The sequence below is a fragment of the Rubrimonas cliftonensis genome (assembly GCF_900107585.1).
Taxonomy (GTDB): Bacteria; Pseudomonadota; Alphaproteobacteria; order Rhodobacterales; family Rhodobacteraceae; genus Rubrimonas; species Rubrimonas cliftonensis.
In genome coordinates this window covers 37,955-60,688 of the sequence record NZ_FNQM01000009.1, presented here as the reverse complement: position 1 = coordinate 60,688, position 22,734 = coordinate 37,955, and the positions used below count along the sequence as shown (strand labels likewise).

Below are 22,734 nucleotides of genomic sequence, written 5' to 3'. Positions count from 1 at the left end.
ATGAGGCGAAACCACGATGCAGTCGGCCGAGCGGTTCGAGAACCTGCCGGAATACGCGTTTCCGCGCCTGCGCGCGCTGCTCGACCCCCATGCGCCGGGGGCCGACCCGGTTGCGATGTCCATCGGCGAGCCCACGCACCCCTTCCCCGGCTTCATCGCCGAGACGCTGGCGCGCGAGGCGGCGGGCTACGCGAAGTATCCGCCAAACGAGGGGACGCCGGCGCTGCGCGAGGCGATCGCGGGCTGGGTGGAGCGGCGCTACGGGGCGCAACTCGACCCCGGCCGCGAAATCCTGCCGCTGAACGGCACGCGCGAGGGGCTGTTCATGGCCTGCCTCGCGCTGTGCCCCGAGACGAAGAACGGCGCGCGGCCCGTCGTGCTGCTGCCCAACCCGTTCTACCAGTGCTACGCGGCAGCGGCGCTCGCCGCCGGCGCGGAGCCGGTCTACGTCAACGCGACCGAGGCGACCGGGCACCTGCCGGACTTCGCCGCCCTGCCGGCGGAGACGCTGTCGCGCACGGCGGTCGCCTATCTGTGCTCGCCGGCGAACCCGCAGGGCGCGGTCGCCTCGCCCGACTACTGGCGCAGTCTGCTGGCGCTGGCGGAGACCCATGATTTCCGCATCTTCGCCGACGAGTGCTACTCGGAGATCTACCGCGAGACGCCCCCGACGGGCGCGCTGGAGGTCGCCCGCGCGGCGGGGACCGACCCCGAGCGCGTGCTGGCGTTCCATTCGCTCTCCAAGCGCTCGAACCTGCCGGGGCTGCGCTCTGGCTTCTGCGCCGGTGGGCCGGGGACCATCCGCGCGGTGCACCGGCTGCGCAGCTACGGCGGCGCGCCCTCGCCGCTGCCGGTGCAGGCCGCGGCGGCGGCCGCCTGGGCCGACGAGGCGCATGTCGTCGCCAACCGGGAACTCTATGCGGAAAAGTATGCGATCGCGGACGAGACGCTCGGCAACCTGCCGGGCTACGCCGCGCCTGAAGCGGGGTTCTTTCTGTGGCTGAAGGTGGGCGACGGCGAGAAGGCGGCGACGGCGCTGTGGCGCGGGGCCGGCGTGCGCGCGCTGCCGGGGGCGTATCTGTCACGGGAGACGCCGCAGGGCGACCCGGGAAAGGCGTATCTTCGGCTGGCGCTGGTCGCGGACGCGGCGACGACGCGCCGGGGCCTCGTCGCCGTCGCAGACCTGTTGAGGGAGGGGCTGGCGTGAGCGACTGGACCGACGCCGGGGGCCGCGCCCCCCTTCTGCCGCCGGGCGTGACAGCCTTCGCCCGCCGCCGCGGCTCAGAGCTCGCCGGGCTGGGCCTGATCGTCGTCGGGATGGCGCTGTCGCTGGCGCTGCTGAGCTACGACGTGGGCGACCCGAGCTGGTTCGTCTCGACTGCGCAGGCGCCGCGGAACGCGCTCGGCGAGGCCGGGGCGCTGCTGGCCGACCCGCTGATCCGCAGTCTCGGGCTGGCGGCCGCGGCGCCGGCGCTGCTGCTGCTCGTCTGGGGCTGGCGGCTGATCTCCCATCGCGGCGCCGAACGGGCCTGGACGCGCGTCGCGATCGGCGCGCTCGCCACGCCGGCCGCGGCGATGTTCGCGAGCTGCCACGCGCCCTTCGCGGGCTGGCCGCTGGAGACCTCCGGTCTCGGCGGCCTGCTGGGCGACATGACGCTCGCCGAGGCGCTGCGCGCCGCGCCGGTTCCCGCCTCGACCGCCCTGCCCTGGGCGACGCTGCTGCTCGGCCTCGCGACGCTGGCGCTCTGCGGGCTGGCGCTTGGGCTCGACCGCGCCGAGACCCGCGCGCTGCGCCGCTGGCTCGCCATGGGGCTGCGGCTGGCGCTGGCGACCGCGTGGCGGCTCGGCTTCGCCGCCGTCGACCTCGTCCGCGCGCGTCTGGCCGGGCCGCGCTCGGCGCGCGTCGCGGCGCCCGAGCCGGTGGGACGCGCCCGGCGGCGCGAGCCCAAGCTCAGCGCCAGGGTCATGGCGGAAGACGCCGACGAAGTGGAGGACGCATGGGCGCCCCCCGCCCCGGCCGCGGTCGCCACGCCGGCGGCCAAGCGCGGGCCGAAGCTCAGCCGCCGCGCCGAGCGCGAGGCGCAGCCCTCGCTCGATTTCGACACCCAGCCCTCCGCCGGCTATGACGCCCCGCCGCTGGCGCTGCTGCAGCCGCCGCGCCCGGACGCCGCGCCGCCGCTCAGCACCGAGGCGCTGCAGGAGAACGCGCGGATGCTGGAGTCGGTGCTCGACGACTACGGCGTGCGCGGCGAGATCGGCGCGGTGCGGCCCGGGCCGGTGGTGACGCTCTACGAGCTGGAGCCGGCGCCGGGCACCAAGGCCAGCCGCGTCATCGGCCTCAGCGACGACATCGCGCGCTCGATGTGCGCGGTGGCCACCCGCGTCTCGACCGTGCCGGGGCGCAACGTCATCGGCGTGGAGCTGCCCAACGACCGTCGCGAGAAGGTCTTTCTGCGCGAGATGCTGGCCTCGCCGGTCTATGAAGACGCCGGCTACCGGCTGGCGCTGGCGCTCGGCAAGGATATCGCCGGCGAGCCGGTGGTGGCGAACCTCGCGCGGATGCCGCATCTGCTGATCGCCGGCACCACCGGTTCGGGCAAGTCGGTCGCGATCAACACCATGATCCTGTCGCTGCTCTACCGGCTCGCGCCGGAGGAATGCCGGCTGATCATGATCGACCCCAAGATGCTGGAGCTGAGCGTCTATGACGGCATTCCGCACCTGCTCTCGCCCGTCGTCACCGACCCCAAGAAGGCGGTGGTCGCGCTGAAGTGGACCGTGGCGGAGATGGAGGATCGCTACCGCAAGATGTCCAAGCTCGGCGTGCGCAACATCGACGGCTACAACGCCCGCGTCGCCGAGGCGCACGCCCGGGGCGAGCCGTTCACGCGCACGGTGCAGACCGGCTTCGACGACGTGACCGGCGAGCCGGTGTTCGAGACCGAGGAGTTCGCGCCCGAGAAGCTGCCCTACATCGTCGTCATCGTCGACGAGATGGCGGACCTGATGATGGTCGCCGGCAAGGAGATCGAGGCCTGCGTGCAACGGCTGGCGCAGATGGCGCGCGCCTCCGGCATCCACATCATCATGGCGACGCAGCGACCCTCGGTGGACGTGATCACCGGCACGATCAAGGCCAACTTCCCCACCCGCATCAGCTTCCAGGTGACGAGCAAGATCGACAGCCGCACCATCCTCGGCGAGCAGGGTGCGGAGCAGCTGCTGGGCCAGGGCGACATGCTCTACATGTCCGGCGGTGGGCGGGTGACGCGCGTGCACGGCCCCTTCGTCACCGACGAGGAGGTGGAGGACGTCGTCAAGCACCTCAAGACGCTGGGCGCGCCGGACTACGTCTCCGCCGTGACCGAAGGCGGCGACGACGACGAGATGGCCTCGGTGGACGAGGTGCTGGGCCTCGGCGGCGAGATGACGGCCGAGCAGCTCTACGACCGCGCGGTGGCGATCGTGGCGCGGGACCGCAAGTGCTCGACCTCCTACATCCAGCGCAAGCTCCAGATCGGCTACAACCGCGCCGCGCGGCTGGTCGAGGAGATGGAGGCGCAGGGCGTGGTGACGCCGGCCAACCATGTTGGCAAGCGCGAAATCCTCGTCGGCGACATCGAGTGACGCCCGGGGCGTGAGGCGGCGGCGGCGCTTCCGCGCCCCCGGAGACGGAGGGGCCGCAGCGCGCCCTCTCGCAGGTGTCCGCGCGCCGGCTGCGACATGCCGCGCTGCGGATTGGCGAGACGGCCCCCAAGCCCTTGACCCGCAGCGACCCGCCCGCTCGCAGCGCCGTCACGACAGTCGAGACGCTCACATCGCCCGGAACCGCCCCTCCCGAACGCATCGCCTGCGGCGCGGCCAAAGCCCCTTGACGGCGCCGCCACGGCGCCCGACGGCGGAGCGCGCGCGGCGTCGGAGGGACGGGCCATGACGGGCGACGAAGAGCAGGGCGAGGGCGCCGGGCGCCGTTGGCGCAAGGTCGGCATCCGCGCGGGAACGCCTGCCGACGCGGCCGCGCTGGCGGCGATGATGCTCGACTTCGAGGCGACGCTGAACGCGATCGCCACGACTCCCGACGAGTTGACCGATCGCACCGCCGAGGCGGCAGCGGCCATGGCGGCGCTGGCGCTGCGGCCCGAGGGCCCGGCGCGCGTGCTGATCGCCGAGGCGGAGGGCGCCTGCGCCGGCTACCTCGCCTTCTCGCCGGTGCTGTGGATGGACGACGCGGCGACAGCGTTCTTCATCTCCGACCTCTTCGTGTCGGAGGCCGTCCGCGGCGCCGGCGCCGGTCGCGCGCTGATGGAAGCCGCCGCGGCGGCGGCGCGGGCGGAAGGGGCCGGGCGGCTGGTCTGGTGCGTCTGGCGCCGCAACGCCCCGGCGCTGGCCTTCTACGACCGCCTCGGCGCCGAGGAGCTGGCGAGCGAAAGGCTGATGACGCTGACGGTGGGGTGACGGTCGAAGTTGCGCGGAGTTCAGCCATCCGCCCTGCGGCGCCCCGGCGGGAGGGCGCGGCCCGTGCCGGCCGCACGGGGCCAACGGTCGAGCGACGCGCCTTCATGCCACCGTCCGCCTCCCGCGCTTCCCGGCCGATGTTGGCTCCCGCACTCCGCCCTCTTCACCCCGCCGACGCGCCCGGCGCGATGGCGAGGTTGCCCACCCCGTAGAGGGCGGCGCCGTTGCGCAGCCAGAGCTGATGGCGGGCGGGGTCGAGCTGGTGGTCGGGGCTGGCGTCCACGCTCCAGTGCAGCAGCGCGTAGCCAACCGTCGCGGCGCGCAGGCGGGTGCGCAGCACGCCCTCCTCCATCGCATAGTCGCGCGCGACGGCTTCGGGGCGTTCCAGGCCGGGATGGGGAACGAGTTCGAGCTCGACCATGCGCATCCACTGGTCGTCGGCCTCACGCTGCTCGGCCGCTCCGGCCACGGCGCCGAGCAGTTCCGCGCCGTCGATGCGCGTCAGCACGAAATCGCGGAAACCGCCGCTGCGCCGGTCGAAGGCGCGGGCGTGCCAGCGCACGCCGGTGTCGACCAGCGCGAAGGGGGCGATCTCGCGCTCGGTGCGGCCGCTGCTGAGGGAGTGGTAGCCGATGCGCAGCCCCCGCCCCTCCGCGATGGCGCGGGAGACCGCCGCGATGATCCCGATGTCGGGCGCGTTGAGGCGCAGCGGCCGCTCGGTGCGGACATGCTGGCCGACGGCGCCGGCGGCGTCGTCGCCGAGGCCCTCGGCGATGGCGGTCAGCGTGCGCTCCGGCGGGTGCTCGAACAGCGGCGCGAAGGCGCGCGCGCAGCGGTAGATCTTGTTCGAGCCGTCGAAGTCCAGGTTCATCGGCGCAAGCTTGCGGTAGAGCGCGAGGTCGCGCGTCGCCGCAGCCTCCTTGATGCCGAACCGCCCGATCAGCGCGCCCCGGCTGACGCTGCCAAGGAACCAGGTTCGGAAATCGATGTGGAACAGCCTCTCGCGCTGGGCCTGCCCGACCTCTTCCAGCATTGCGCCCTCTCCAACGGCCTCGCGGGACGGACTATGAACAAAAGAGGATCATCTTGCAAGGGCGGAGAGAATCGTTGAATTGCTCATTTTGATCGTCATAACGTTTATCTGTGAGTTGATTAGTGGGCGAAAAAGCGCCCTTTTCGGGCGCGTTGCGTAGCGCCCGGCATGTTTCCGGAGAAGCGGGATGGATGAGCCGATGGTGTATACAGGACACACGCCGCCGCCGTGGCGGGTCGTGCGCGTCGACGGCCGCGCGAGGCGACGCCGGGTCTTTTCCGGCGCCTTCCAGCTCGAAGGCGAGATCCGCGAGGTCGACGCGCAGCTTATCGCCGACGCTCCGGTGATCCTCGCCCAGCGCGACAGCGTGGCGCGGCGCGCGGTGGCGCTGTCGATCGCGCTGGACCGCCTCCTGCGGGAGGCGGAGCGGGAGAGCGCGCCCAGCCGCGACGCGCTCGACGAGGCGCGTGCAGCCCTGATGGGGGACGCCGACGCCGGATGAGGGCCGCGCGGGAACTGCGGCCTGGGCGCGCGCCGCCCTTGAGCGCCTTCCGAGTTGGCCGGACCGGTCAGCGACGGGAAGGGCGCGACAGGGCGACAGCGGCAGGGCTGACGCAGTCGGGTCGAACGCCGCTCTAGCGGTCGTCCCCGACGAGGCGCGGCGTCACGGCCGCCGCCTCGGCGTCGTCCACGGCCCGCCGCGCCGCCGCGCCGGCCGCGTGAGCCTCCTCACGGGAGAGCGGCGCGCCGGCCTCATGACCGGGGATGCGCACCGTCACCTCGCGATGGGCGAACCGCACGCCCTCGCGCTCGAAAAGCTCGCGGATGCTGGCGTAGACGAGCTTGCGCGTCGTCCACTGGTCGCCCGGCCGGGTCATGTACTTGACCCGAATGATCATCGCGCTGTCCTCCATCATGTAGACGCCCTGGCTCTTGAGCGGCTGCATGAACTTGTGGCCTTCCTCGGGATGTTCGAGCAGCTGCTGGCCGAGCTTCTTGATGAGCTTACGGACCTTCTCCGGGTCGGTGTCATAGGTCAGCCGCAGGGGCAGCTTCATCATCACCCAGTCGCGGCTGAAGTTGGTGAGGTGCTTGATCTCCCCGAACGGGATGGTGTGCAGCGCGCCGAGATGGTGGCGGAGCTGGAAGCTGCGCACCGAGATCTGCTCGACCGTGCCCTTCACCTCGCCCACGTCGATGTACTCGCCCTTGCGGAATGCGTCGTCGATCAGGAAGAAGGCGCCCGACAGGATGTCGCGGATCAGCGCCTGGCTGCCGAAGCCGATCGCGAGCCCGATGACGCCGGCGCCGCCGAGCAGCGGCGCGACGTTCACGCCGAGCTCCATGGCGATGAAGAGCACTGTGGCGGCCATGATCATCACCAGCACGAAGTTGCGCACCAGCGGCAGCAGCGTGGCGAGGCGCGAGGCGGCCGACGCCCCTCCCTCGTCGCCGGGCTCGGTCTCGACCTCGAAGCCGCCCTCGGCCTCGATGCGCCGGTCGATCCAGATCCGCATCGCGTGGTAGGCGACGTAGCCGATCAGCAGGATGTCGATCACGTCCTGCGCGACGTCGAGCGGCTGGCCGTCGGCGAAGGCGTCGCGCCCGCCCCAGAGCCAGGTCAGCGCCCAGATCGCGGCGCCGAGCGCGAGCAGCGTCGCGACCCGGCGCGCAAGATCCTCGAAGCTGCGCATCCATCCGCCCCGCGGCGCCGGCGCGGCGCGGGGCGGCGGGGCCGGGCCGCCGCCCTCGTCGTCGTCGCCGCCCATCACGCCGCCGTCGGCCCGGGGGTCGCGCGCCGCGAGGCCCGCGGCGCGCTCGGACTCGGCGCCGTCGCCGATCTCGACGCGGCCCGCGCGCAGCGAAGCCGCCGGCGCACGGCCGATTCGCTCCACGACGAACATGGTGGCGGCATAGACGCAGAGCGCGGCGACCAGCACCGCGAAGGCCACCGCCAGCGCCGGCGGGCCGAGCGGCTCGCCCATCACCGCGCGCCAGCCCGAGGCGGCCAGCGAGGCGCCGAGATAGACGAGCAGCGCCGGCCCCCACAGCAGGCAGAAGATGCGCGCGAGCCATGTCGCGTCGCGCGGCGCCCGCCCGCCGAGGATCGCCCCGGCGATCGCCGCGCGGTTCGCCCAGGCCCCCGCCGCGACGACGACGGCGGCCAGCGCCTCGACGAGGAGGCGGCCGAGCCGGACGACCTCCAGCGGCGCGCCGAGCAGCCTGAACCACTCAAGCGCCGCGGTCGCCACGATCATCGGCAGCGCGAGCCCGTAGAGCCAGCGATAGAGCCTGCGCGCGTCCCGGTCGCTCAGCCGCGGCACGCGGTACTCGGGCAGGTAGGGCGCCAGCGTCATGCGCCAGACGATCTGCACGATCCGCGCGGCCCCGTAGCCCGCGAAGACGGCGATGGCGGTGCCCACGGCGGCGGCGTTGTTCTCCGGGTAGAAGCCGGCCCCGACCAGCACGGCGACGGCGAGCGTGATCGCGAGCCCGGCGACGGTGAAGACGACGCGCGTCGCCAGCACGGGCAACTTCTCGGCCAGCCCCTGAGGCGTTGGCCGCTGCATCCTGACGAAGGCGGGCCGCGCGACATAGACCGCGAACAGCACCGCGACCGCCCTGCCGATCCCGAGCAGGAACACCAGAAAGACGAGCAGGCCGAGGAAGTAGGACGGATTGCCCCCGGGGCTCGCCGCCACGAGCGCCCGCCAGACGACGCCCGGCGCCTGCGGCGCCTGCGCGGCGAGCGCCATGAGACGGGCGCGGAACGCCGACACGCCGCGCTGGGTCATGTCGAGCGCGCTGTCGGAAGGGTAGGTCTCCGCCAGGCGGCCATAGTCCTCGAGCCGCGGCCCAGCATCCGCCGGCGCGCCGCCGACCATGCCGTAGTCGCCGAAGGTCTGCGCGACGGCCGCGCCGGTCAGTCCGGCGGCCGCGCCCGCAAGCCACAGGAACGCCAAGGCCGCCAAGGCCGCGAGCGCGCGGCGCGCGACCCTCGCCCGCGGCGGCCCCGCGCCGCGCGCGCCGGGCGGCGCGGGCGAGGGTGCGGCCGCCTGCGCCGGCAGCAATTGCGGCGATGGGGTCATGAAGGTTTCCCTGCGCGTCTCGCGGCGGTCGCGGCTTTCGCTGGCGTTCACCCCGGCGCCTCGGATAGGACAATGGAGCCGCGTGCGCGAAAGCGCAACGCGGTCGCGCCGGTCGCAGATGATCGGTCTGGCGCGCGGGGAGCAGATCGGGCAGCCACGGGCGCAGGAAGCATGCTGAACCGCAGCCAGTCGCCGCGACACCGCACCGGCCGTCGCGTCATGCTCTACAGCCATGACACTTTCGGGCTCGGCCATCTGCGCCGCAGCCGGACGATCGCGCAGGCGCTGGCGGCCGCCGACCCGGAGCTTTCCGCGCTGCTGCTGACCGGTTCGCCGCTCGCCGGGCGCTTCGACTTTCCCGACCGGGTGGACCATGTGCGCCTGCCCGGCGTCGTGAAGCTCGCCGACGGCTCCTACCGCTCGCACAATCTAGGGGTCGACATCGACGAGACGGTGCACCTGCGGGCGGCGCTGATCGCCGCCGCCGACCGCGCCTTCGCCCCCGAACTCGTGATCGTGGACAAGGAGCCGGGAGGCTTCCGCAACGAGCTGCAGGACATGCTGCCCGCGGCGAAGGCCCGCGGCGCGCGGCTGGTGCTGGGGTTGCGCGACGTGCTCGACGACGTGGCGTCGCTGCGCGAGGAATGGGGCCGCAAGGGCGCGGTCGACCTCGTGGAGCGGTTCTACGACGAGATCTGGGTCTACGGGCCGCGAGCGTTCCACGACCCGCTTGCGGGCCTGTCGCTCTCGGCGCGGGTGCGGGCGCGCACGATCTACACCGGTTTCCTGCGCCGCGACGCGCCGGAGCCTCCGGACCACGTCGCCCGGCCGTTCGAGGAGCCCTATGTCCTCGTGACGACCGGCGGCGGCGGCGACGGCGCCGATCTGGTCGAATGGGCGCTGTCGGCCTACGAGTCCGACGCGGCGCCCCCGTGCCCCGCGGTTCTGGTCTACGGGCCGTTCCTGCCCGCCGAGCAGCGCGCAGAGTTCGACCGGCGCGCCGCCGCTCTCGGAGACCGGATCCTCACGCTCGCCTTCGACAGCCGGATCGAGTGGCTGCTCCGGAGCGCCGCCGGAGTGGTCGCGATGGGCGGCTACAACACCTTCTGCGAGATACTCTCCATGGACATACCCGCCCTGATCGCACCAAGGACGCGGCCGCGGCTGGAGCAGTACATCCGCGCGGAGCGCGCCGAGCGCCTCGGCCTCGTGCGGATGCTGCATGCGCCGCGCGACGGCGGCGCGCCGGAGGTCATGGCGGAGGCGATCACGGCGCTTCTGACCCAGGCGCCGCCCTCCTCCGGCCGGATCGCCGGGCTGCTCGACGGCCTGGACACCATAGCGCAGCGCGCCGGCGCGCCCGCGCAACTCGCCCGAAGCACCGGGAGCTGAATTTGGCCGACGAAGACGCTCAGGACGCCGACGCCCCCGCGGCCGGCGGCGCGGCGGCGCCATCCGGGCCGACAGGCAAGCCGACGGCGAAGCCGGAGCCTCCGCCGCCGCCGCTGGCGATCGTGGTGAAGGGCTGGCCGAGGCTGTCGGAGACCTTCGTCGCGCAGGAGCTCAAGGCGCTGGAGGACCGGGGACTGCGCTTCGACATCTGGTCGCTGCGCCGACCGACTGACCGCCTGCGCCACGCCATCCACGCCAAGGTGCGCGCGAAGGTGCGATACCTGCCGGAATACACCCATGAGGCGCCGCTGACGATCTTCGACGCGGTGTTCAAGGCCGCAGCCCTCCCGGGCTTCGGCCGCGCGCTGAACCTGTGGATGCGCGACCTCGGCCGCGACTTCTCGCGCAACCGCATCCGCCGCTTCGGGCAGGCCTGCGTGCTGGCGACGCAGGCGCCGCCGAACCTGCGGTTCATCTACGCCCATTTCATGCACACGCCGGGCTCGGTCGCGCGCTACGCCGCCGCCATGCGTGACGTCGAATGGGGCTTCTCGGCGCACGCCCGCGACATCTGGACCACGCCCGACTGGGAGCTGCGCGAGAAGATCGCCGAGTCGCGCTTCGGCGTGACCTGCACCAATGTCGGTGCGCGCCGGCTGAAGGCGCTGACCACGAACCCCGACAAGATCTCGCTGGTCTACCACGGCCTCGACCTCTCGCGCTTTCCGCCGCCGCCCGAGCGCGAGGGGCGCGACGGCGCCATGGCGATGGCCCCGGTCCGCCTGATCTCGGTGGGGCGGCTGGTGGAGAAGAAGGGCTATGACGTGCTGCTGGACGCGCTGGCGGAGCTGCCGCCGGCGCTGCACTGGCAGTTCGCCCATATCGGCGACGGGCCGCTCGCCGGCGCGCTGAAGAAGCGCGCACGGGAGCTCGGACTCTCCGACCGGATCAGCTGGCGCGGGCCCAAGACGCAGGACGAGGTCATCGGCGCCCTGCGCTGGGCGGACATCTTCGTGCTGCCCTCGCGCCCGGCGACGGACGGCGACCGCGACGGCCTGCCCAACGTGCTGATGGAGGCCGCAAGCCAGGGAACGGCGGTGGTGTCGACGCGCTTCTCCGCCATCCCCGAGTTCGTCACCGACGAGGTCACGGGCATCCTCGTGAAGCCGGGCGACGCGGGGGCGCTGTCGGCCGCGATCGCGATCGTGGCGCGGCGGCCGGACAAGCGGTCCCAGATGGCGAGGGCCGCCCATGCGCGGCTGGTGGCCGAGTTCGGCGCGGGAGCGGCCGGCGACGCCGTCGCGAAGCGGCTGATGGTCGCGCTCGCGCCGGCGCGGGGCGCGGCGGGCGCGTCCGCCGCAGACTGAGCCGTGCCGCAGCCGGACAGACCCCGCGCGGCGTTCCACGCGCCGATGAAGCCGCCGGACCACCCGACGCCCTCGGGCGACCGTCGCATCGCGCGGCTGACGGTCAAGGCGCTAGACCGGGCCGGTTTCGAGCCGTTCGTGGCCAGCGCGCTGCGCACGCGGGACGGCGCCGGCGACCCGGCGGCGCAGGCGCGCATCGTCGCGGCGGCGCAGGCCGAGACGGCGAGGCTGGTCGCGGCCCTGCGCGACGCCCCGCCCGTCCTGTGGCTCACCTATCACTGCTACTACAAGGCGCCGGATCTGATCGGCCCCGCAGTCTCGCGGGCGCTCGGCGTGCCCTATGTCGTGGTGGAGGGCACGCGGGCGCCGCGCCGGCTGGCGGGGCCGTGGGCGCGCTTCGCGGCGGCGTCGGAAGCCGCGCTCGACGCAGCGGCGGTCGTGTTCTGGTTCACCCGTCGAGACCTGCCGGCGCTGGAGGCGGGGCGGCCCGAGGGCCAGAGCCTCGTCCACCTGCCGCCCTTCACCGCGCTGGGCGAGGTCGCGGCGCGGCCGGTCTCGGCCTCCGGGCCGCTGCGGCTGCTGAGCGTGGCGATGATGCGGGCGCCGGACAAGCTCGCCTCCTTCCGCGCGCTGGCGCAGGGGCTGGCGGCGGCGGTCGACGTCGACTGGACGCTGACCGTGGTGGGCGACGGGGAGGCCGAGCCTGCAGTGCGCGAGGCGCTCGCGCCGCTGGCGGGCCGGGTGCGCTTCGCCGGCCGCATCGACGCGCGGCCCGCGCTGCACGACGCCTACGCCGAGGCCGATCTCCTCGTCTGGCCCGGCGTCAACGAAGCGTTCGGGATGGTCTATCTGGAGGCGCAGGCGATGGGGCGGGCGGTGATCGCGGAGGACCGGCCCGGCGTGCGCGACGTGGTGGCCCCGGCCTGCGCGCTGACGCAGCCGGGCGAGCCCGAGGCCTTCGCCGCCGCCCTGCGCCGCTTTGCGATGGACCGGGGCGCGCTGGCGGCGGCGGGGCGCGCGGCGCGGGCGCACATGGAGGCCCGCCACGGCGTGCGCGCCGCCGCGGAACGCCTGCGCGCCGCGCTGGAGACGCTGCCGTGAGCGGCGCGCGGCTCGGCCTGCTGCGCCACTTCCCCACCGACTGGAACCGCGAGGGGCGGCTGCAGGGCCGCGTCGACCGGCCGCTGACGCCCGAGGCCCGCGCCGCGCTGGCGGGCCTAGCCCCGCCGCCAGGCTGGGAGGGGGCGCGGGTGATCGCGAGCCCGCTGAGCCGCGCGCAGGACACCGCCGCCGCGCTCTGGCCCGCCTTCGAGACCGACGCGCGGCTGACAGAACTGGCCTGGGGCGCCTGGGAGGGGCGGCGCGGCGCGGAGCTGCTGGCCGATCCGGCTTCGGGCTACGCCCATGTCGAGGCCTGGGGATGGGAGCGCCGCCCGCCCGGCGGCGAGAGCCCCGGCGACGCGCGCGCCCGCGTCGCCCCGCTGCTGGCGGAGATCGCGCGCGAGGGCTGCGCGCAGGACGGGCCGGCGGGCGGGGCGCAGGGAGGGGCGGCAGGTTGGGCGTCGGACGGGCGGCCGACGCTGCTCGTCGCCCATCGCGGGCTGATCCGGGTGATCCTGGCGCAGGCCTGGAGGTGGGACTTCGACCGGCCGGAGCCGTTCCGCATCCGCCGCGGCTGCATCCACACCCTCCGGCTCGACGCGGCCGGCGCCCCGTGCGACCCCGGCGGGGACGTCGCGCTCGCCCGCCGCGCGACGCCGGCCGGTTCTTGAGAGCAGCCCCATGAGACCAGCCCCGTGAGACCGGCCCCGTGAGACCAGCCCCATGAGACCAACCCCGTGACGCGCGTCGCCTTCCTCGTCTGCCACCTCAGCGGCTCGGGGCATCTGGCGCGGACCCTGACGCTGGCCAAGGCCGTCGAGGCGGCCGGCGGGGCGGCGACGGCGATCAGCGGCGGGCGGCCGCTGCCGCATCTCGACCCCGGCCCCGCCCGCCTCGTGCAGCTTCCGCCCGTGGCCGTCGCCGGGCTCGACTATTCGCGGCTGACGACGCCCGACGGCGCCCCGGCGGACGACGCGCTGACGGCGGCGCGGGCGCGGCGGCTGGCCGAGGCGCTGGAGGAGGCGCGGCCCGATGTGCTCGTCACCGAGCTCTACCCGTTCGGCCGTCGCATCCTCTCGGCCGAGTTCGACGCCGCGGTGGTTCAGGCGCGCGGCATGGGCGCGCGCGTCCTCGCCTCGGTGCGCGACATTCCCGAGCCGCCGCGCAGGCCGGGCCGCGTCGCCGCCGCCCACGCCGTGCTGCGCGCGGGCTACGACGGCGCGCTGGTCCACGGCGATCCGGCTGTCGCGCCCTTTGCGCTCGGCTGGCCGGGCGCGGCGGAGATCGCAGACCTGACGCGCGCGACGGGCTATGTCGCCGCGCCGCAGCCGGAACCTGTGGGCGACCCGGACGAGGTGCTGGTCGCCGAGGGCGGCGGCGCGCTCGGGCGCGGGCTGCTCTCGGCGGCGGTCGAGGCGGCGCGGCGCGACGACGGGCGCACATGGCGGCTGCGCGTCGGCGGGGCGGACGCGGCGGCGGCGGCGGCGGCGCTGACGCGCCTCGCCCGCGGCGCACCGGTGATCGCCGAGCCGGCGGCGCCGGATTTCCGCGCGCGGCTGCGGACCTGCGCCGCGGTGGTCTCGCGCTTCGGCTACAACGCCGCGGTCGAGATCGCTCAGGCCGGCGCGCCGGCGGTCGCCTGCCCGCTGAGCGATGGCGGCGAGCGCGAGCAGGGGCTGCGCGCGGCCGCCTTCGCGCGGCTGGGCATCGTGGAGACGCTCGACGCCGACGACGGGCCGGCGCTGCTGGCGGCCGTGCGCCGGGCGCGGAACAAGGGCCGGGCCGCCGGGCCGCCGCCGCTCGATCTCCGCGGCGCGGTGGTCTCGGCGCGGCTGCTACTCGGCTGATTGTCCAGAATATCGACACAGTCTGCCGAACGAATGCGGGTTTATGCGCGTTGCTTAAGTCATATCCTTTGTCGGCGGAGGAAAAGGAGACGACCGATGGGCCTTCTCGTCAACGGCGAATGGCGTGATCAGTGGTACGAGACCGGGAAGACCGGCGGCGCCTTCAGGCGCGACGCGGCGCGCTTCCGCAACTGGATCACCCCGGACGGCGCGCCCGGCCCGTCCGGCGAGGGCGGCTTCAAGGCCGAGGCCGACCGCTATCACCTCTACGTCTCGCTGGCCTGCCCCTGGGCGCACCGGGCGCTGATCTTCCGGGCGCTGAAGGGGCTGGAGGAGATCGTCTCGGTCTCGGTCGTCTCTCCGCACATGGGCGAGGACGGCTGGACCTTCGAGAAGAACTTCCCCGGCGTGACCGACGACCACCTGTTCGGCGAGGCCTTCCTGCGCGACGTCTACCTGCGCGATACGCCCGACATGACGGGCCGCGTGACCGTGCCGCTGCTGTGGGACAAGGCGCAGGGGCGCATCGTCTCCAACGAATCCTCCGAGATCATCCGCATGTTCAACAGCGGCTTCGATGCGCTGACCGGCGACGCGCAGGATTTCTTCCCCGAGCCGCTGCGCGCGGAGATCGAAACGATCAACGCGCGCGTCTACGACACGGTGAACAACGGCGTCTACAAGGCCGGCTTCGCGACGACGCAAGAGGCCTACGAGGCCGCCGTGATTCCGCTGTTCGAAAGCCTCGACTGGCTGGAGGGCCTGCTGACCGCGCGCCGCCACCTCGCCGGCGACCGCGCGACCGAGGCCGACTGGCGGTTGTTCACGACGCTGATCCGCTTCGACGCGGTCTATCACGGTCATTTCAAGTGCAACCGGCGCCGGATCGCGGACTACCCGGCGCTGACGGGCTGGCTACGCGAGATGTATCAGCAGCCGGGCGTGGCCGAAACGGTCGCCTTCGACCACATCTCGACGCACTATTACGCGAGCCACGAGACCATCAACCCGACGCGGATCGTCCCCATCGGCCCCCTGCCCGACTTCGACGCGCCCCACGGGCGCGAACGCCTGAAAGCGGCCTGATCCGCGCCCTTCTCTCGGCCGCGCGGGGCCGTTAAGGGTGTCGCCGGCAGTGAGGGGGAGACGGCGCATGGAGCGCGAACAGGCGCTGAGACCCGCTGACGACGCGGCCCGGGCGCAGGCCCGGCGCATGGTGCGGCTGGCGCGCTTCGGCGCGCTGGCGACGCTGGCGGGCGGCGGCTGGCCGATGGCGAGCCGGGTGGCGCTGGCCACCCTGATCGACGGCGCGCCCGTCTGCCTCGTCTCGCAGCTCTCCGCCCACACCGGCGCGATGGACGCCGACGCCCGCGTGTCGCTGCTCATCGGCGAGCCGGGCAAGGGCGACCCGCTGGCCCACCCGCGGCTGACGCTGTTCTGCGAGGCGCGCCGGCTCTCGCGCGACGAGGACGGCGACGCCCGCCGGCGCTACCTCGCCCGGCACCCCAAAGCCGCGCTCTACGCCGATTTCGGGGATTTCGCGTTCTTCAGGCTGTCGCCCCTGCGCGCGGACTTCAACGCGGGGTTCGGCGCCGCGCATGAACTCGGGCCCGACGACCTGCGCCCGCGCGCGGACTGGCGCGGGCTTGCGGAGGGCGAGCCTGCGGCGGTGGAGCACATGAACGCCGACCACGGCGACGCGGTGGCGCACTACGCGCGCATCTGCGGCGCGGACCCGGCCGGCCCGCACGGCCCGCCCTGGCGGCTGACCGGCATCGACCCCGAGGGCGCGGACCTGGCCTGCGGCGACGACGTGCGACGCCTGGAGTTCATGTCGCCGGTCGCGACGCCTGGCGCCCTGCGCGCCGCGCTGGTGGCGCTGGCGCGGCGGGCGGTGTGAGCGCGCAGACCGCGGTTCTGGCGGAGCAGCCCGACTGACGGTTTTGGGGCGGGAGGCGGACGTTCGGGGGCGCTGCGCGACATTCCTCCCCCTGGCCCACGCACCCGCCAGATGGGCGCCCGCCTTCTGCGCCGCGCCGTGGACCTTCGCGACCAGCGCAAAGTGAACCTTTGCGCGGCCAGCGCGCCGGGGTTCGTCGCGACCTGCACCGCGGCGCCGCCGCCGGTCCCGAGGGCCAGCAGGTGCGCCGCGGCGAGGCGCGTCAGCCGAGGCAGCCTTCCGCCTTCGCCCAGGCGAGCGTGGCGTCGAGGCTGGCCTCCAGCGGCGCGAACATCTCCTCGATCTGCTCCTCGGTGATCACCATCGGCGGGCAGAAGGCGAAGCTGTCGCCGATGGCGCGGCCGATGACGCCGCGCGACAGCATCTCGGCGGAGAGCTTCGCGCCGACCTTGCCGGGCTGGGCGAAGGTCGCGGCCTTCTCGCGGTCGGGCGAGACCTCCAGCGCGCCCATCAGGCCGACGCCGCGCGCTTCGCCCACGAGCGGATGGCCGGCATGGTCGCGCAGGCGCTTCTGGAACAGCGGCGCGACCTTGCGGACATGGCCGACGATGTCGCGGCGCTGGTAGATCTCGATGGTCTTGATCGCCACCGCGCAGCCGAGCGGATGGCCGCCATAGGTGAAGCCGTGGCCGAACAGCCCGATCTTGTGGCTGTTCTGCTCGATCGCCTCGGCCATCTCGGCGTTGATCGCGACGGCGGAGAGCGGCACGTAGGCGGAAGTGAGCTGCTTCGCCATCGAGATCGAGGTCGGCGTCATGCCGAGGGTGGTGGCGCCGAACCAGTTCCCGGTGCGCCCGAAGCCGCAGATCACCTCGTCATCGATCATCAGCACGTCGTGCTTCCTAAGCACCGGCATGATCGCCTCGAAATAACCCTCGGGCGGCACGATGACGCCGCCGGCGCCCATGACCGGCTCGGCGATGAAGGCGGCGACGGTCTCGGGGCCCTCGGCCTCGATGAAGGCGTCGAGGTCGGCGGCGAGGCGCGCGGCGAACTCGGCCTCGGTCTCGCCCGGATGGGCGCCGCGCCAGTGGTGCGGCGTCGCGACGTGCTTCACCCGATCGCTTACCGGCAGGTCGAAGTCCTTGTGATTGTAGGGCAGCCCGGTGAGCGAGGCGGAGAAGACGGTGACGCCGTGATAGCCCTTCACGCGGCTGATGATCTTCTTCTTCTCGGGTCGGCCCAGCGCGTTGTTGTAATACCAGGCCATCTTGATCTGGGTGTCGTTGGCCTCGGAGCCTGACGACTGGTAGAAGATCTTGCTCATCGGGACCGGCGCGAGCTCCTTGAGCTTCTCGGCCAGCTCCACCGCGGGCTCGAAGCTGCGCCCGGCGAACAGGTGGTAGTAGGGCAGCCTGCCGAGCTGCTCGCGCGCCGCCTCTATCAGCTCCTCGTCGTGGAAGCCGAGCCCGGCGCACCACAGGCCCGCCATGCCCTCCAGCAGCTTGCGGCCCTCGCTGTCATAGACATAGACGCCCTCGCCGCGCTCGATGGTGTGCGGCCCGACGCTGCGGTGCGCGACGGCGTTGGTGTAGGGATGCAGCAGCGCCTCGACGTCGCGCGCGTGCATGTTGCTGAGCGGCCCGCCATCCATGGCGCATCCTCCGAACCGGTGAAAGCGGCAGGGTATCAGCCCGCGGACGCGCCGCACAATGGACAGTCCCGCCGCAGGTCGCGACGCAGGGGACAGTCCCGCGGCAGGGCGCGACGCAGGGGACGGTCCCGCCGCAGGGGGCGCAGGCGGGGACCCGGGGCGCGCGTCGCAGCGGGACCGGGCCGGTCCTGGGACCGGGGCCGCTGGCGGGGATGGGGCCGAAGCGCCTACAAGGGAGGCTCGAACGCCGAGGAGCCGCCCCGATGCCCGACCGCCCCGCCCCGCAGACCATCCATGTCGTCGTCGCCGGCGTCGCCGGGCGCATGGGCGGAATGCTCGCCCGCGCCGTGATCGAGCACGACGGCGTGACGCTGGCCGGCGCCACCGTGCGGCCGGGCCATGACTGGGCGGGGCGCGACGTCGGCGAGGCGATCGGCCTCGGCCGGCCGATCGGGCTCGCGGTGTCGGACGATCCGCTGCCGCTCTTCGCCGGGGCGCAGGCGGTGCTGGACTTCACCTCGCCCGAGGCGGCGGTCGCCCACGCGGAACTCGCGGCGCAGGCGCGGCTGACCCATGTGATCGGCGTGACAGGCTTCGAGGCCGCCCATCTCGCCCGGCTGCGCGCCTGCGCCCGCCACGCGGTGATCGTGCGCGCGGGCAACATGTCGCTGGGCGTCAATCTGCTCACCGCGATGACCCGCCGCGTCGCCGCCGCGCTGGGGACGGAGTGGGACGTCGAAATCGTCGAGACGCACCATCGCTGGAAGGCCGACGCGCCCTCCGGCACCGCGCTGATGCTGGGAGAGGCGGCGGCGCAGGGCCGTGGCGCGACGCTGGCGGAGCTCGCCGTCAGGGGCCGCGACGGGATCACCGGGCCGCGGCCCGAAGGCGCCATCGGCTTCGCTTCCCTGCGCGGCGGCGACGTCGTGGGCGAGCACGCCGTCACCTTCGCCGGCATGGGCGAGCGCGTGACGCTCGGCCATGTGGCGACGGACCGGATGATCTTCGCCCGCGGCGCGGTGCAGGCGGCGCTGTGGGGCCAGGGGCGGCGGCCTGGAGAGTACGACATGCTGGACGTGCTGGGGCTCAACGAGGCCGGCTGAGGCTGCTGGCCGCGCCTCAGCCGATCGTGAGCGCCCGCCGTCGCGAATCGGCCTAGCCTCGCGGCGGTCGCGGGCGGCGGCCGCCACGACTGGAGCCAGAACGATGCAGCGCAAGACCGCGGCGGACTTCCACCCCCGCATCCTCGAAGTGTTCGACGGCTACGTTCACGGCGCCGTCACCAAGCGCCAGTTCCTCGACGAGGCGGCGAAGTATGCGGTCGGGGGGATGACCGCGGCGGCGATCCTCGACAGCCTCAGGCCCGACTATGCGCTGGCCCGGCAGGTTGCGCCCGACGACCCCGCCATCGAGACCGAGACCATCGAGTACCCCTCGCCCGACGGCCACGGGACGGTGCGCGGCCTGATGGCGCGCCCCGCCGGGGCCGACGGCCCGCTGCCGGCGGTGCTGGTCATCCACGAGAACCGCGGCCTGAACCCCTACATCGAGGACGTCGTGCGGCGCGCGGCCAAGGCCGGCTACCTCGCGCTGGGGCCGGACGGGCTCACGCCGCTCGGCGGCTATCCGGGCACGGACGAGGAGGGCCGCGAGATGCAGCGCAGCCTCGACCCGGTGAAGCTGATGAACGACTTCTTCGCCGGCTACGAGCATCTTGCAGGCCATGACGGCTCGACGGGACGCATCGGCGCGGTGGGCTTCTGCTATGGCGGCGGCGTGTGCAACGCGCTGGCGGTCGCCTACCCCGGCCTTGGCTGCTCGGTTCCGTTCTACGGCCGGCAGGCGGCGGCGGAGGACGTTCCGGCGATCGAGGCCCCGCTGATGCTGCACTTCGCCGGGCTCGACGAGCGCATCAACGCCGGCTGGCCGGCCTATGAGGCGGCGCTGATCGCGCATGGCAAGGAATTCTCCGCGCATTTCTATCCGGACGTGAACCACGGCTTCCACAACGACACGACGCCCCGCTACGACGCCGAGGCGGCGGAGTTGGCGTGGCGGCGCACGCTGGCCTTCTTCGAGACGCATCTGCGGGGGTGAGCCGCGCCGGAGCGGACTTCGGCGGCGGGCGGATGCCGAGCTCCCGGCGCCGGCGGGCCAGCGGCCGCAGCAGGTCGCACGGAGGCCGGCGAACCGCCCGAGCCGGCGCGGGTCCTCCGGCGCCGGAGCGCTTTTCCGAGCTGACTGGCTCAGAAGGCGACAAGAAAACGGCGACGGAGCACAAGCCTCGGGCGGCAGGTCCGGCTCAGTCGGGTCGAACGCCGCGCGTCAGCGCCGCTTCTTGAGATAGACGTAGAGGGCGCCGGCGCCGCCATGGCGCGGGTGCGCCTCGAACACGCCGACGACCATGGCGGCCAGCGGCGCGACGCCCAGCCATCGCGGGGTCTGCCGGCGCAGCACGCCGTCGCCGCGGCCGCCCTCGCCCCGCCCCATGCCGGTGACGATCAGCACGCAGCGCAGGCCCTGCGCGCTGGAGGAGGCGATGAAGCCGCTGAGCGCGCCATGGGCGCGGTCGGCCGTCATGCCGTGCAGGTCGAGCCGGCCCTGCGGCTCTAGCCGGCCGCGCGCCAGCCGCTTCGCGGTGCCGCCGTCGAGGCCGGGCGTGTTGCGCCCGACAGGTGCGGGGCGGTCGCTCGCCTGCGGCGACCACGCCACGCGCGGCGCCGGCCGGCCGCCGGGCCTTAGGGGCTGCGTCGCGGCGGCGAGCGCGGCCTCGCGCATCTGGGCTGCGACGTCGTCGCCGTCCCGGGAAGGCTGGCTCCAGGCCGCCGGTCGATTCCGGGCCGCTTCGCAGGCCTGCCGCGTCGCGGAAGCCGCGCCGGATTGCTCCGCCAGCGGCGGATGCGGTTCGCCGGCGGGTTTTTGGGGGACCGGCCGCAAGGGCGTCGCCGTCTGAGCAACGCGCGACCAAAGGTCGCGCTCCTCGGAAGACAGTCTGCGGCGGCGGCCGCGCGGTCGTCGGCCGTCCGCCATCGCGCGCGTCGCCGCTCAGTCGCCGGTGGCGATCAGCAGCCAGTTCGGGTCTGGAGAGCCCATGCGGCGGCCGAAGGTCCAGGTGTCGGTCTCGCGGCGGATCTCGTTGGGGTCGCCCTCGACCACCCGGCCGGCGCCGTCGCGCACCGCGGAGATCATCTCGCCGGTGAAGCGGATCGCGACCTCGGCCTCGCTCGAACCCCGGTCGAACCGGGCGCCGACGACGCGCGCCTCGCGCACGCCGACGAAACGCGCCTCGACCGTGTAGCCCTGCTCGCGCCGCGCCTCGATGGCCCCGGCGAAGCCCTCATAGACGTCGGGGGCGAGGAAGCGGCGCAGCGTGTCCAGATCGCCGTTCTCGAAGGCCATGAGGATCATCTCGAAGGCCTGGCGCGCGCCGCTGAGGAATTCGCTGGGCAGGAAGCCGGGTTCCGCGCGCCGCATGTCCGAGAGCGCGCCGCCGATGGCCTCGTCGCCCTCGGCGACGGTCGCGCTGTCGGGGTCGATCACGCCTTCCTCAAGCGACGCCGGCGCAGGCGCGGGCTGGGCGCGCGTCGGCTCGGCGCGCGGGGCGCGCGGCGCCTGCTGCTCCTCCAGCCCGGTCCGGGCGCCAAGCACCCCCCGCAGCCGCATGAGCAGGAACACCGCGATGCCCGCAAGGATGAGTAGCTCGATTACGCCCGTCGGCATGATGTCGGAACCCTTCGTGTCCGGCGTCCTGCGCGCCTCCGCCGGCGATGGTGGCGCGCGGCTGCTCCGCTGGTTATGTATTGCGGCGACGCCCGCGTGTCCATTGCGCGGCCCGAACATGACGCGCGCGAGGACGCCGGAAAAGGACACTGATGCCGCTGCTCATCGCCCTGCTTGTCGTGCCGCTGGTGGAGATCGCCCTGTTCGTGCAGGTGGGAGGCGCGATCGGCCTCTGGTCGACCATCGGGCTCGTGATCCTGACTGCGGTCGCGGGAACCGTTCTCCTGCGCGCCCAGGGCTTCGCGGCGATCTCGGCGCTCCAGAGCTCGCTCGAGCGCGGCGAAGACCCGTCCGGCCCCCTGGCGCACGGCGCGCTGCTGCTGCTGGCCGGCGCGCTGCTGCTGACGCCGGGCTTCTTCACCGACGCGGTGGGGCTGGCGCTGATGGCGCCGCAGGCGCGCGCGGCGCTGATCCGCTGGGCCGGCCCGCGCGTGGCCGCGCGGGTGGTCCGCATGGGGCCGGGGCGGGGCCGGCCCGCCGCGGAGCCGGGCGGAGGCGGATGGCGCGGTCCGGTCGGCGGCGAGGCCGACGCGCCGATCGAGGCGGAGTATCGCGAGATCGACGGCGGCGCAGATGCGGGACGCCGCGACGGCGATGCGCCCCGCTGAGCCGGCGCCGCGGAACCGACCCCCGACAGGGGGCCCGACGTCATCAAGTCTTGCGCAAGGAACCATTCCCACGTTGCGCTGGCGAAACAACCTTCGAACGTTCTTGCGAAGGAGGTTCGACATGAAGATCAGTCGGGACGATTTGTCGCCCGCGCGGCCGCAGCTCGCGGGCCTGCTCCACGGCGCCGATATGGGCGAGATGCAGGGCGCATACCTCACGATACCGGCGGGAACGGACTTCTGCCCCCTGCTCGCCGGCCTGCCCAACGACCACTGCCAGCGCCCGCACTGGGGCTACCTCATCGAGGGCCGGATCGTCGTCACCTACGAGGACGGCCGCGAGGAGGTCGTCGAGGCCGGCGACTTCTACTACTGGCCGCCCGGCCATGTCGTGCGCATGGAGGAGGCGACGAAGCAGGTCGAGTTCAGCCCGCGCGAGGAGATGCACGCCGTGCTCGACCATGTCGTGAGCCGGATGGGCTGACGCGCCTTCCGGGGTGAGGACCGC

Annotated in this window: 20 protein-coding genes; 15 read left to right on the top strand and 5 right to left on the bottom strand. The window is 73.7% G+C overall.

Annotated features, from left to right (window positions below; translation table 11 throughout):
- The first annotated feature begins 16 nt into the window (after window positions 1-16).
- From BLW43_RS14060 to BLW43_RS14050, 3 genes are all read left to right on the top strand, one after another.
- The gene (locus BLW43_RS14060) at window positions 17-1,207 is read left to right on the top strand and encodes an aminotransferase class I/II-fold pyridoxal phosphate-dependent enzyme (protein ID WP_093254405.1); all 1,191 of its coding nucleotides are present in this window, start codon (window positions 17-19) and stop codon (window positions 1,205-1,207) included.
- A complete protein-coding gene (locus BLW43_RS14055) occupies window positions 1,204-3,627 on the top strand; it encodes a DNA translocase FtsK (protein ID WP_093254404.1) in 2,424 nt (807 codons plus the stop codon). The genes BLW43_RS14060 and BLW43_RS14055 overlap by 4 nt, the downstream gene beginning before the upstream one ends.
- 303 nt (window positions 3,628-3,930) lie before the next feature.
- Window positions 3,931-4,455, top strand: a complete 525-nt coding sequence (locus tag BLW43_RS14050) for a GNAT family N-acetyltransferase (protein WP_093254403.1) — start codon at window positions 3,931-3,933, stop codon at window positions 4,453-4,455.
- Between the two features lie 163 nt (window positions 4,456-4,618).
- Here BLW43_RS14050 and BLW43_RS14045 read toward each other — a convergent pair whose 3' ends face one another.
- Window positions 4,619-5,488 carry a helix-turn-helix transcriptional regulator gene (locus tag BLW43_RS14045; protein WP_093254402.1) on the bottom strand — a complete coding sequence of 290 codons (870 nt, stop codon included), beginning with the start codon at window positions 5,486-5,488 and terminating at the stop codon, window positions 4,619-4,621.
- 187 nt (window positions 5,489-5,675) lie between these two features.
- Here BLW43_RS14045 and BLW43_RS14040 point away from each other — a divergent pair, with 187 nt between their 5' ends.
- Window positions 5,676-5,990, top strand: coding sequence for a hypothetical protein (locus BLW43_RS14040; RefSeq protein WP_093254401.1), 315 nt, complete (start codon window positions 5,676-5,678; stop codon window positions 5,988-5,990).
- Window positions 5,991-6,123: 133 nt separating this feature from the next.
- Here the strand turns inward: BLW43_RS14040 and BLW43_RS14035 are convergent, their stop codons facing one another.
- Window positions 6,124-8,577: a mechanosensitive ion channel family protein gene (locus tag BLW43_RS14035; RefSeq protein WP_245731052.1), complete on the bottom strand. Its 2,454-nt coding sequence runs from the start codon at window positions 8,575-8,577 to the stop codon at window positions 6,124-6,126.
- 171 nt (window positions 8,578-8,748) lie between these two features.
- On the opposite strand from BLW43_RS14035, the gene BLW43_RS14030 reads away from it, so the two are divergent.
- The 7 genes from BLW43_RS14030 to BLW43_RS14000 all read left to right on the top strand — a co-directional run bounded on the left by BLW43_RS14030 (window position 8,749) and on the right by BLW43_RS14000 (window position 16,184).
- Window positions 8,749-9,969: a glycosyltransferase family protein gene (locus BLW43_RS14030; RefSeq protein ID WP_093254400.1), complete on the top strand. Its 1,221-nt coding sequence runs from the start codon at window positions 8,749-8,751 to the stop codon at window positions 9,967-9,969.
- Between the two features lie 113 nt (window positions 9,970-10,082).
- Window positions 10,083-11,336: a glycosyltransferase gene (locus BLW43_RS14025; RefSeq protein WP_425441184.1), complete on the top strand. Its 1,254-nt coding sequence runs from the start codon at window positions 10,083-10,085 to the stop codon at window positions 11,334-11,336.
- Between the two features lie 3 nt (window positions 11,337-11,339).
- Window positions 11,340-12,437 (top strand): glycosyltransferase family 4 protein, encoded by a 1,098-nt coding sequence (locus BLW43_RS14020; RefSeq protein WP_245731051.1) that lies wholly within the window; start codon window positions 11,340-11,342, stop codon window positions 12,435-12,437.
- Window positions 12,434-13,108 carry a histidine phosphatase family protein gene (locus BLW43_RS14015; RefSeq protein WP_093254396.1) on the top strand — a complete coding sequence of 225 codons (675 nt, stop codon included), beginning with the start codon at window positions 12,434-12,436 and terminating at the stop codon, window positions 13,106-13,108. The genes BLW43_RS14020 and BLW43_RS14015 overlap by 4 nt, the downstream gene beginning before the upstream one ends.
- 66 nt (window positions 13,109-13,174) lie before the next feature.
- Entirely contained in the window at window positions 13,175-14,284 is a 1,110-nt protein-coding gene (locus tag BLW43_RS14010) for a hypothetical protein (protein ID WP_093254394.1), read from the top strand.
- A 96-nt stretch (window positions 14,285-14,380) separates the two neighbouring features.
- Window positions 14,381-15,370, top strand: a complete 990-nt coding sequence (locus tag BLW43_RS14005) for a glutathione S-transferase family protein (protein WP_093254392.1) — start codon at window positions 14,381-14,383, stop codon at window positions 15,368-15,370.
- Window positions 15,371-15,437: 67 nt separating this feature from the next.
- The gene (locus tag BLW43_RS14000; protein ID WP_093254391.1) at window positions 15,438-16,184 is read left to right on the top strand and encodes a HugZ family pyridoxamine 5'-phosphate oxidase; all 747 of its coding nucleotides are present in this window, start codon (window positions 15,438-15,440) and stop codon (window positions 16,182-16,184) included.
- A gap of 262 nt (window positions 16,185-16,446) precedes the next feature.
- On the opposite strand, the gene BLW43_RS13995 is transcribed toward BLW43_RS14000, so the two are convergent.
- Window positions 16,447-17,838 (bottom strand): aminotransferase, encoded by a 1,392-nt coding sequence (locus BLW43_RS13995; protein ID WP_093254389.1) that lies wholly within the window; start codon window positions 17,836-17,838, stop codon window positions 16,447-16,449.
- 263 nt (window positions 17,839-18,101) lie between these two features.
- On the opposite strand from BLW43_RS13995, the gene dapB reads away from it, so the two are divergent.
- Together dapB and yghX are read left to right on the top strand one after the other, a co-directional pair.
- Entirely contained in the window at window positions 18,102-18,941 is an 840-nt protein-coding gene (gene dapB, locus BLW43_RS13990; RefSeq protein ID WP_093254387.1) for a 4-hydroxy-tetrahydrodipicolinate reductase, read from the top strand.
- Between the two features lie 103 nt (window positions 18,942-19,044).
- The gene (gene yghX, locus BLW43_RS13985) at window positions 19,045-19,935 is read left to right on the top strand and encodes a YghX family hydrolase (RefSeq protein ID WP_093254386.1); all 891 of its coding nucleotides are present in this window, start codon (window positions 19,045-19,047) and stop codon (window positions 19,933-19,935) included.
- A 228-nt stretch (window positions 19,936-20,163) separates the two neighbouring features.
- On the opposite strand, the gene BLW43_RS23600 is transcribed toward yghX, so the two are convergent.
- On the bottom strand, window positions 20,164-20,616 hold the full coding sequence (locus BLW43_RS23600; RefSeq protein WP_175478917.1) for a Smr/MutS family protein: 453 nt from the start codon (window positions 20,614-20,616) through the stop codon (window positions 20,164-20,166).
- Between the two features lie 267 nt (window positions 20,617-20,883).
- Window positions 20,884-21,558 carry a Tim44/TimA family putative adaptor protein gene (locus BLW43_RS13975; RefSeq protein WP_093254521.1) on the bottom strand — a complete coding sequence of 225 codons (675 nt, stop codon included), beginning with the start codon at window positions 21,556-21,558 and terminating at the stop codon, window positions 20,884-20,886.
- Window positions 21,559-21,710: 152 nt separating this feature from the next.
- On the opposite strand from BLW43_RS13975, the gene BLW43_RS13970 reads away from it, so the two are divergent.
- The gene (locus BLW43_RS13970; protein WP_093254383.1) at window positions 21,711-22,226 is read left to right on the top strand and encodes an FxsA family protein; all 516 of its coding nucleotides are present in this window, start codon (window positions 21,711-21,713) and stop codon (window positions 22,224-22,226) included.
- A gap of 121 nt (window positions 22,227-22,347) precedes the next feature.
- Window positions 22,348-22,710, top strand: coding sequence for a cupin domain-containing protein (locus BLW43_RS13965; RefSeq protein WP_175478916.1), 363 nt, complete (start codon window positions 22,348-22,350; stop codon window positions 22,708-22,710).
- The last annotated feature ends 24 nt before the right edge of the window (window positions 22,711-22,734 follow it).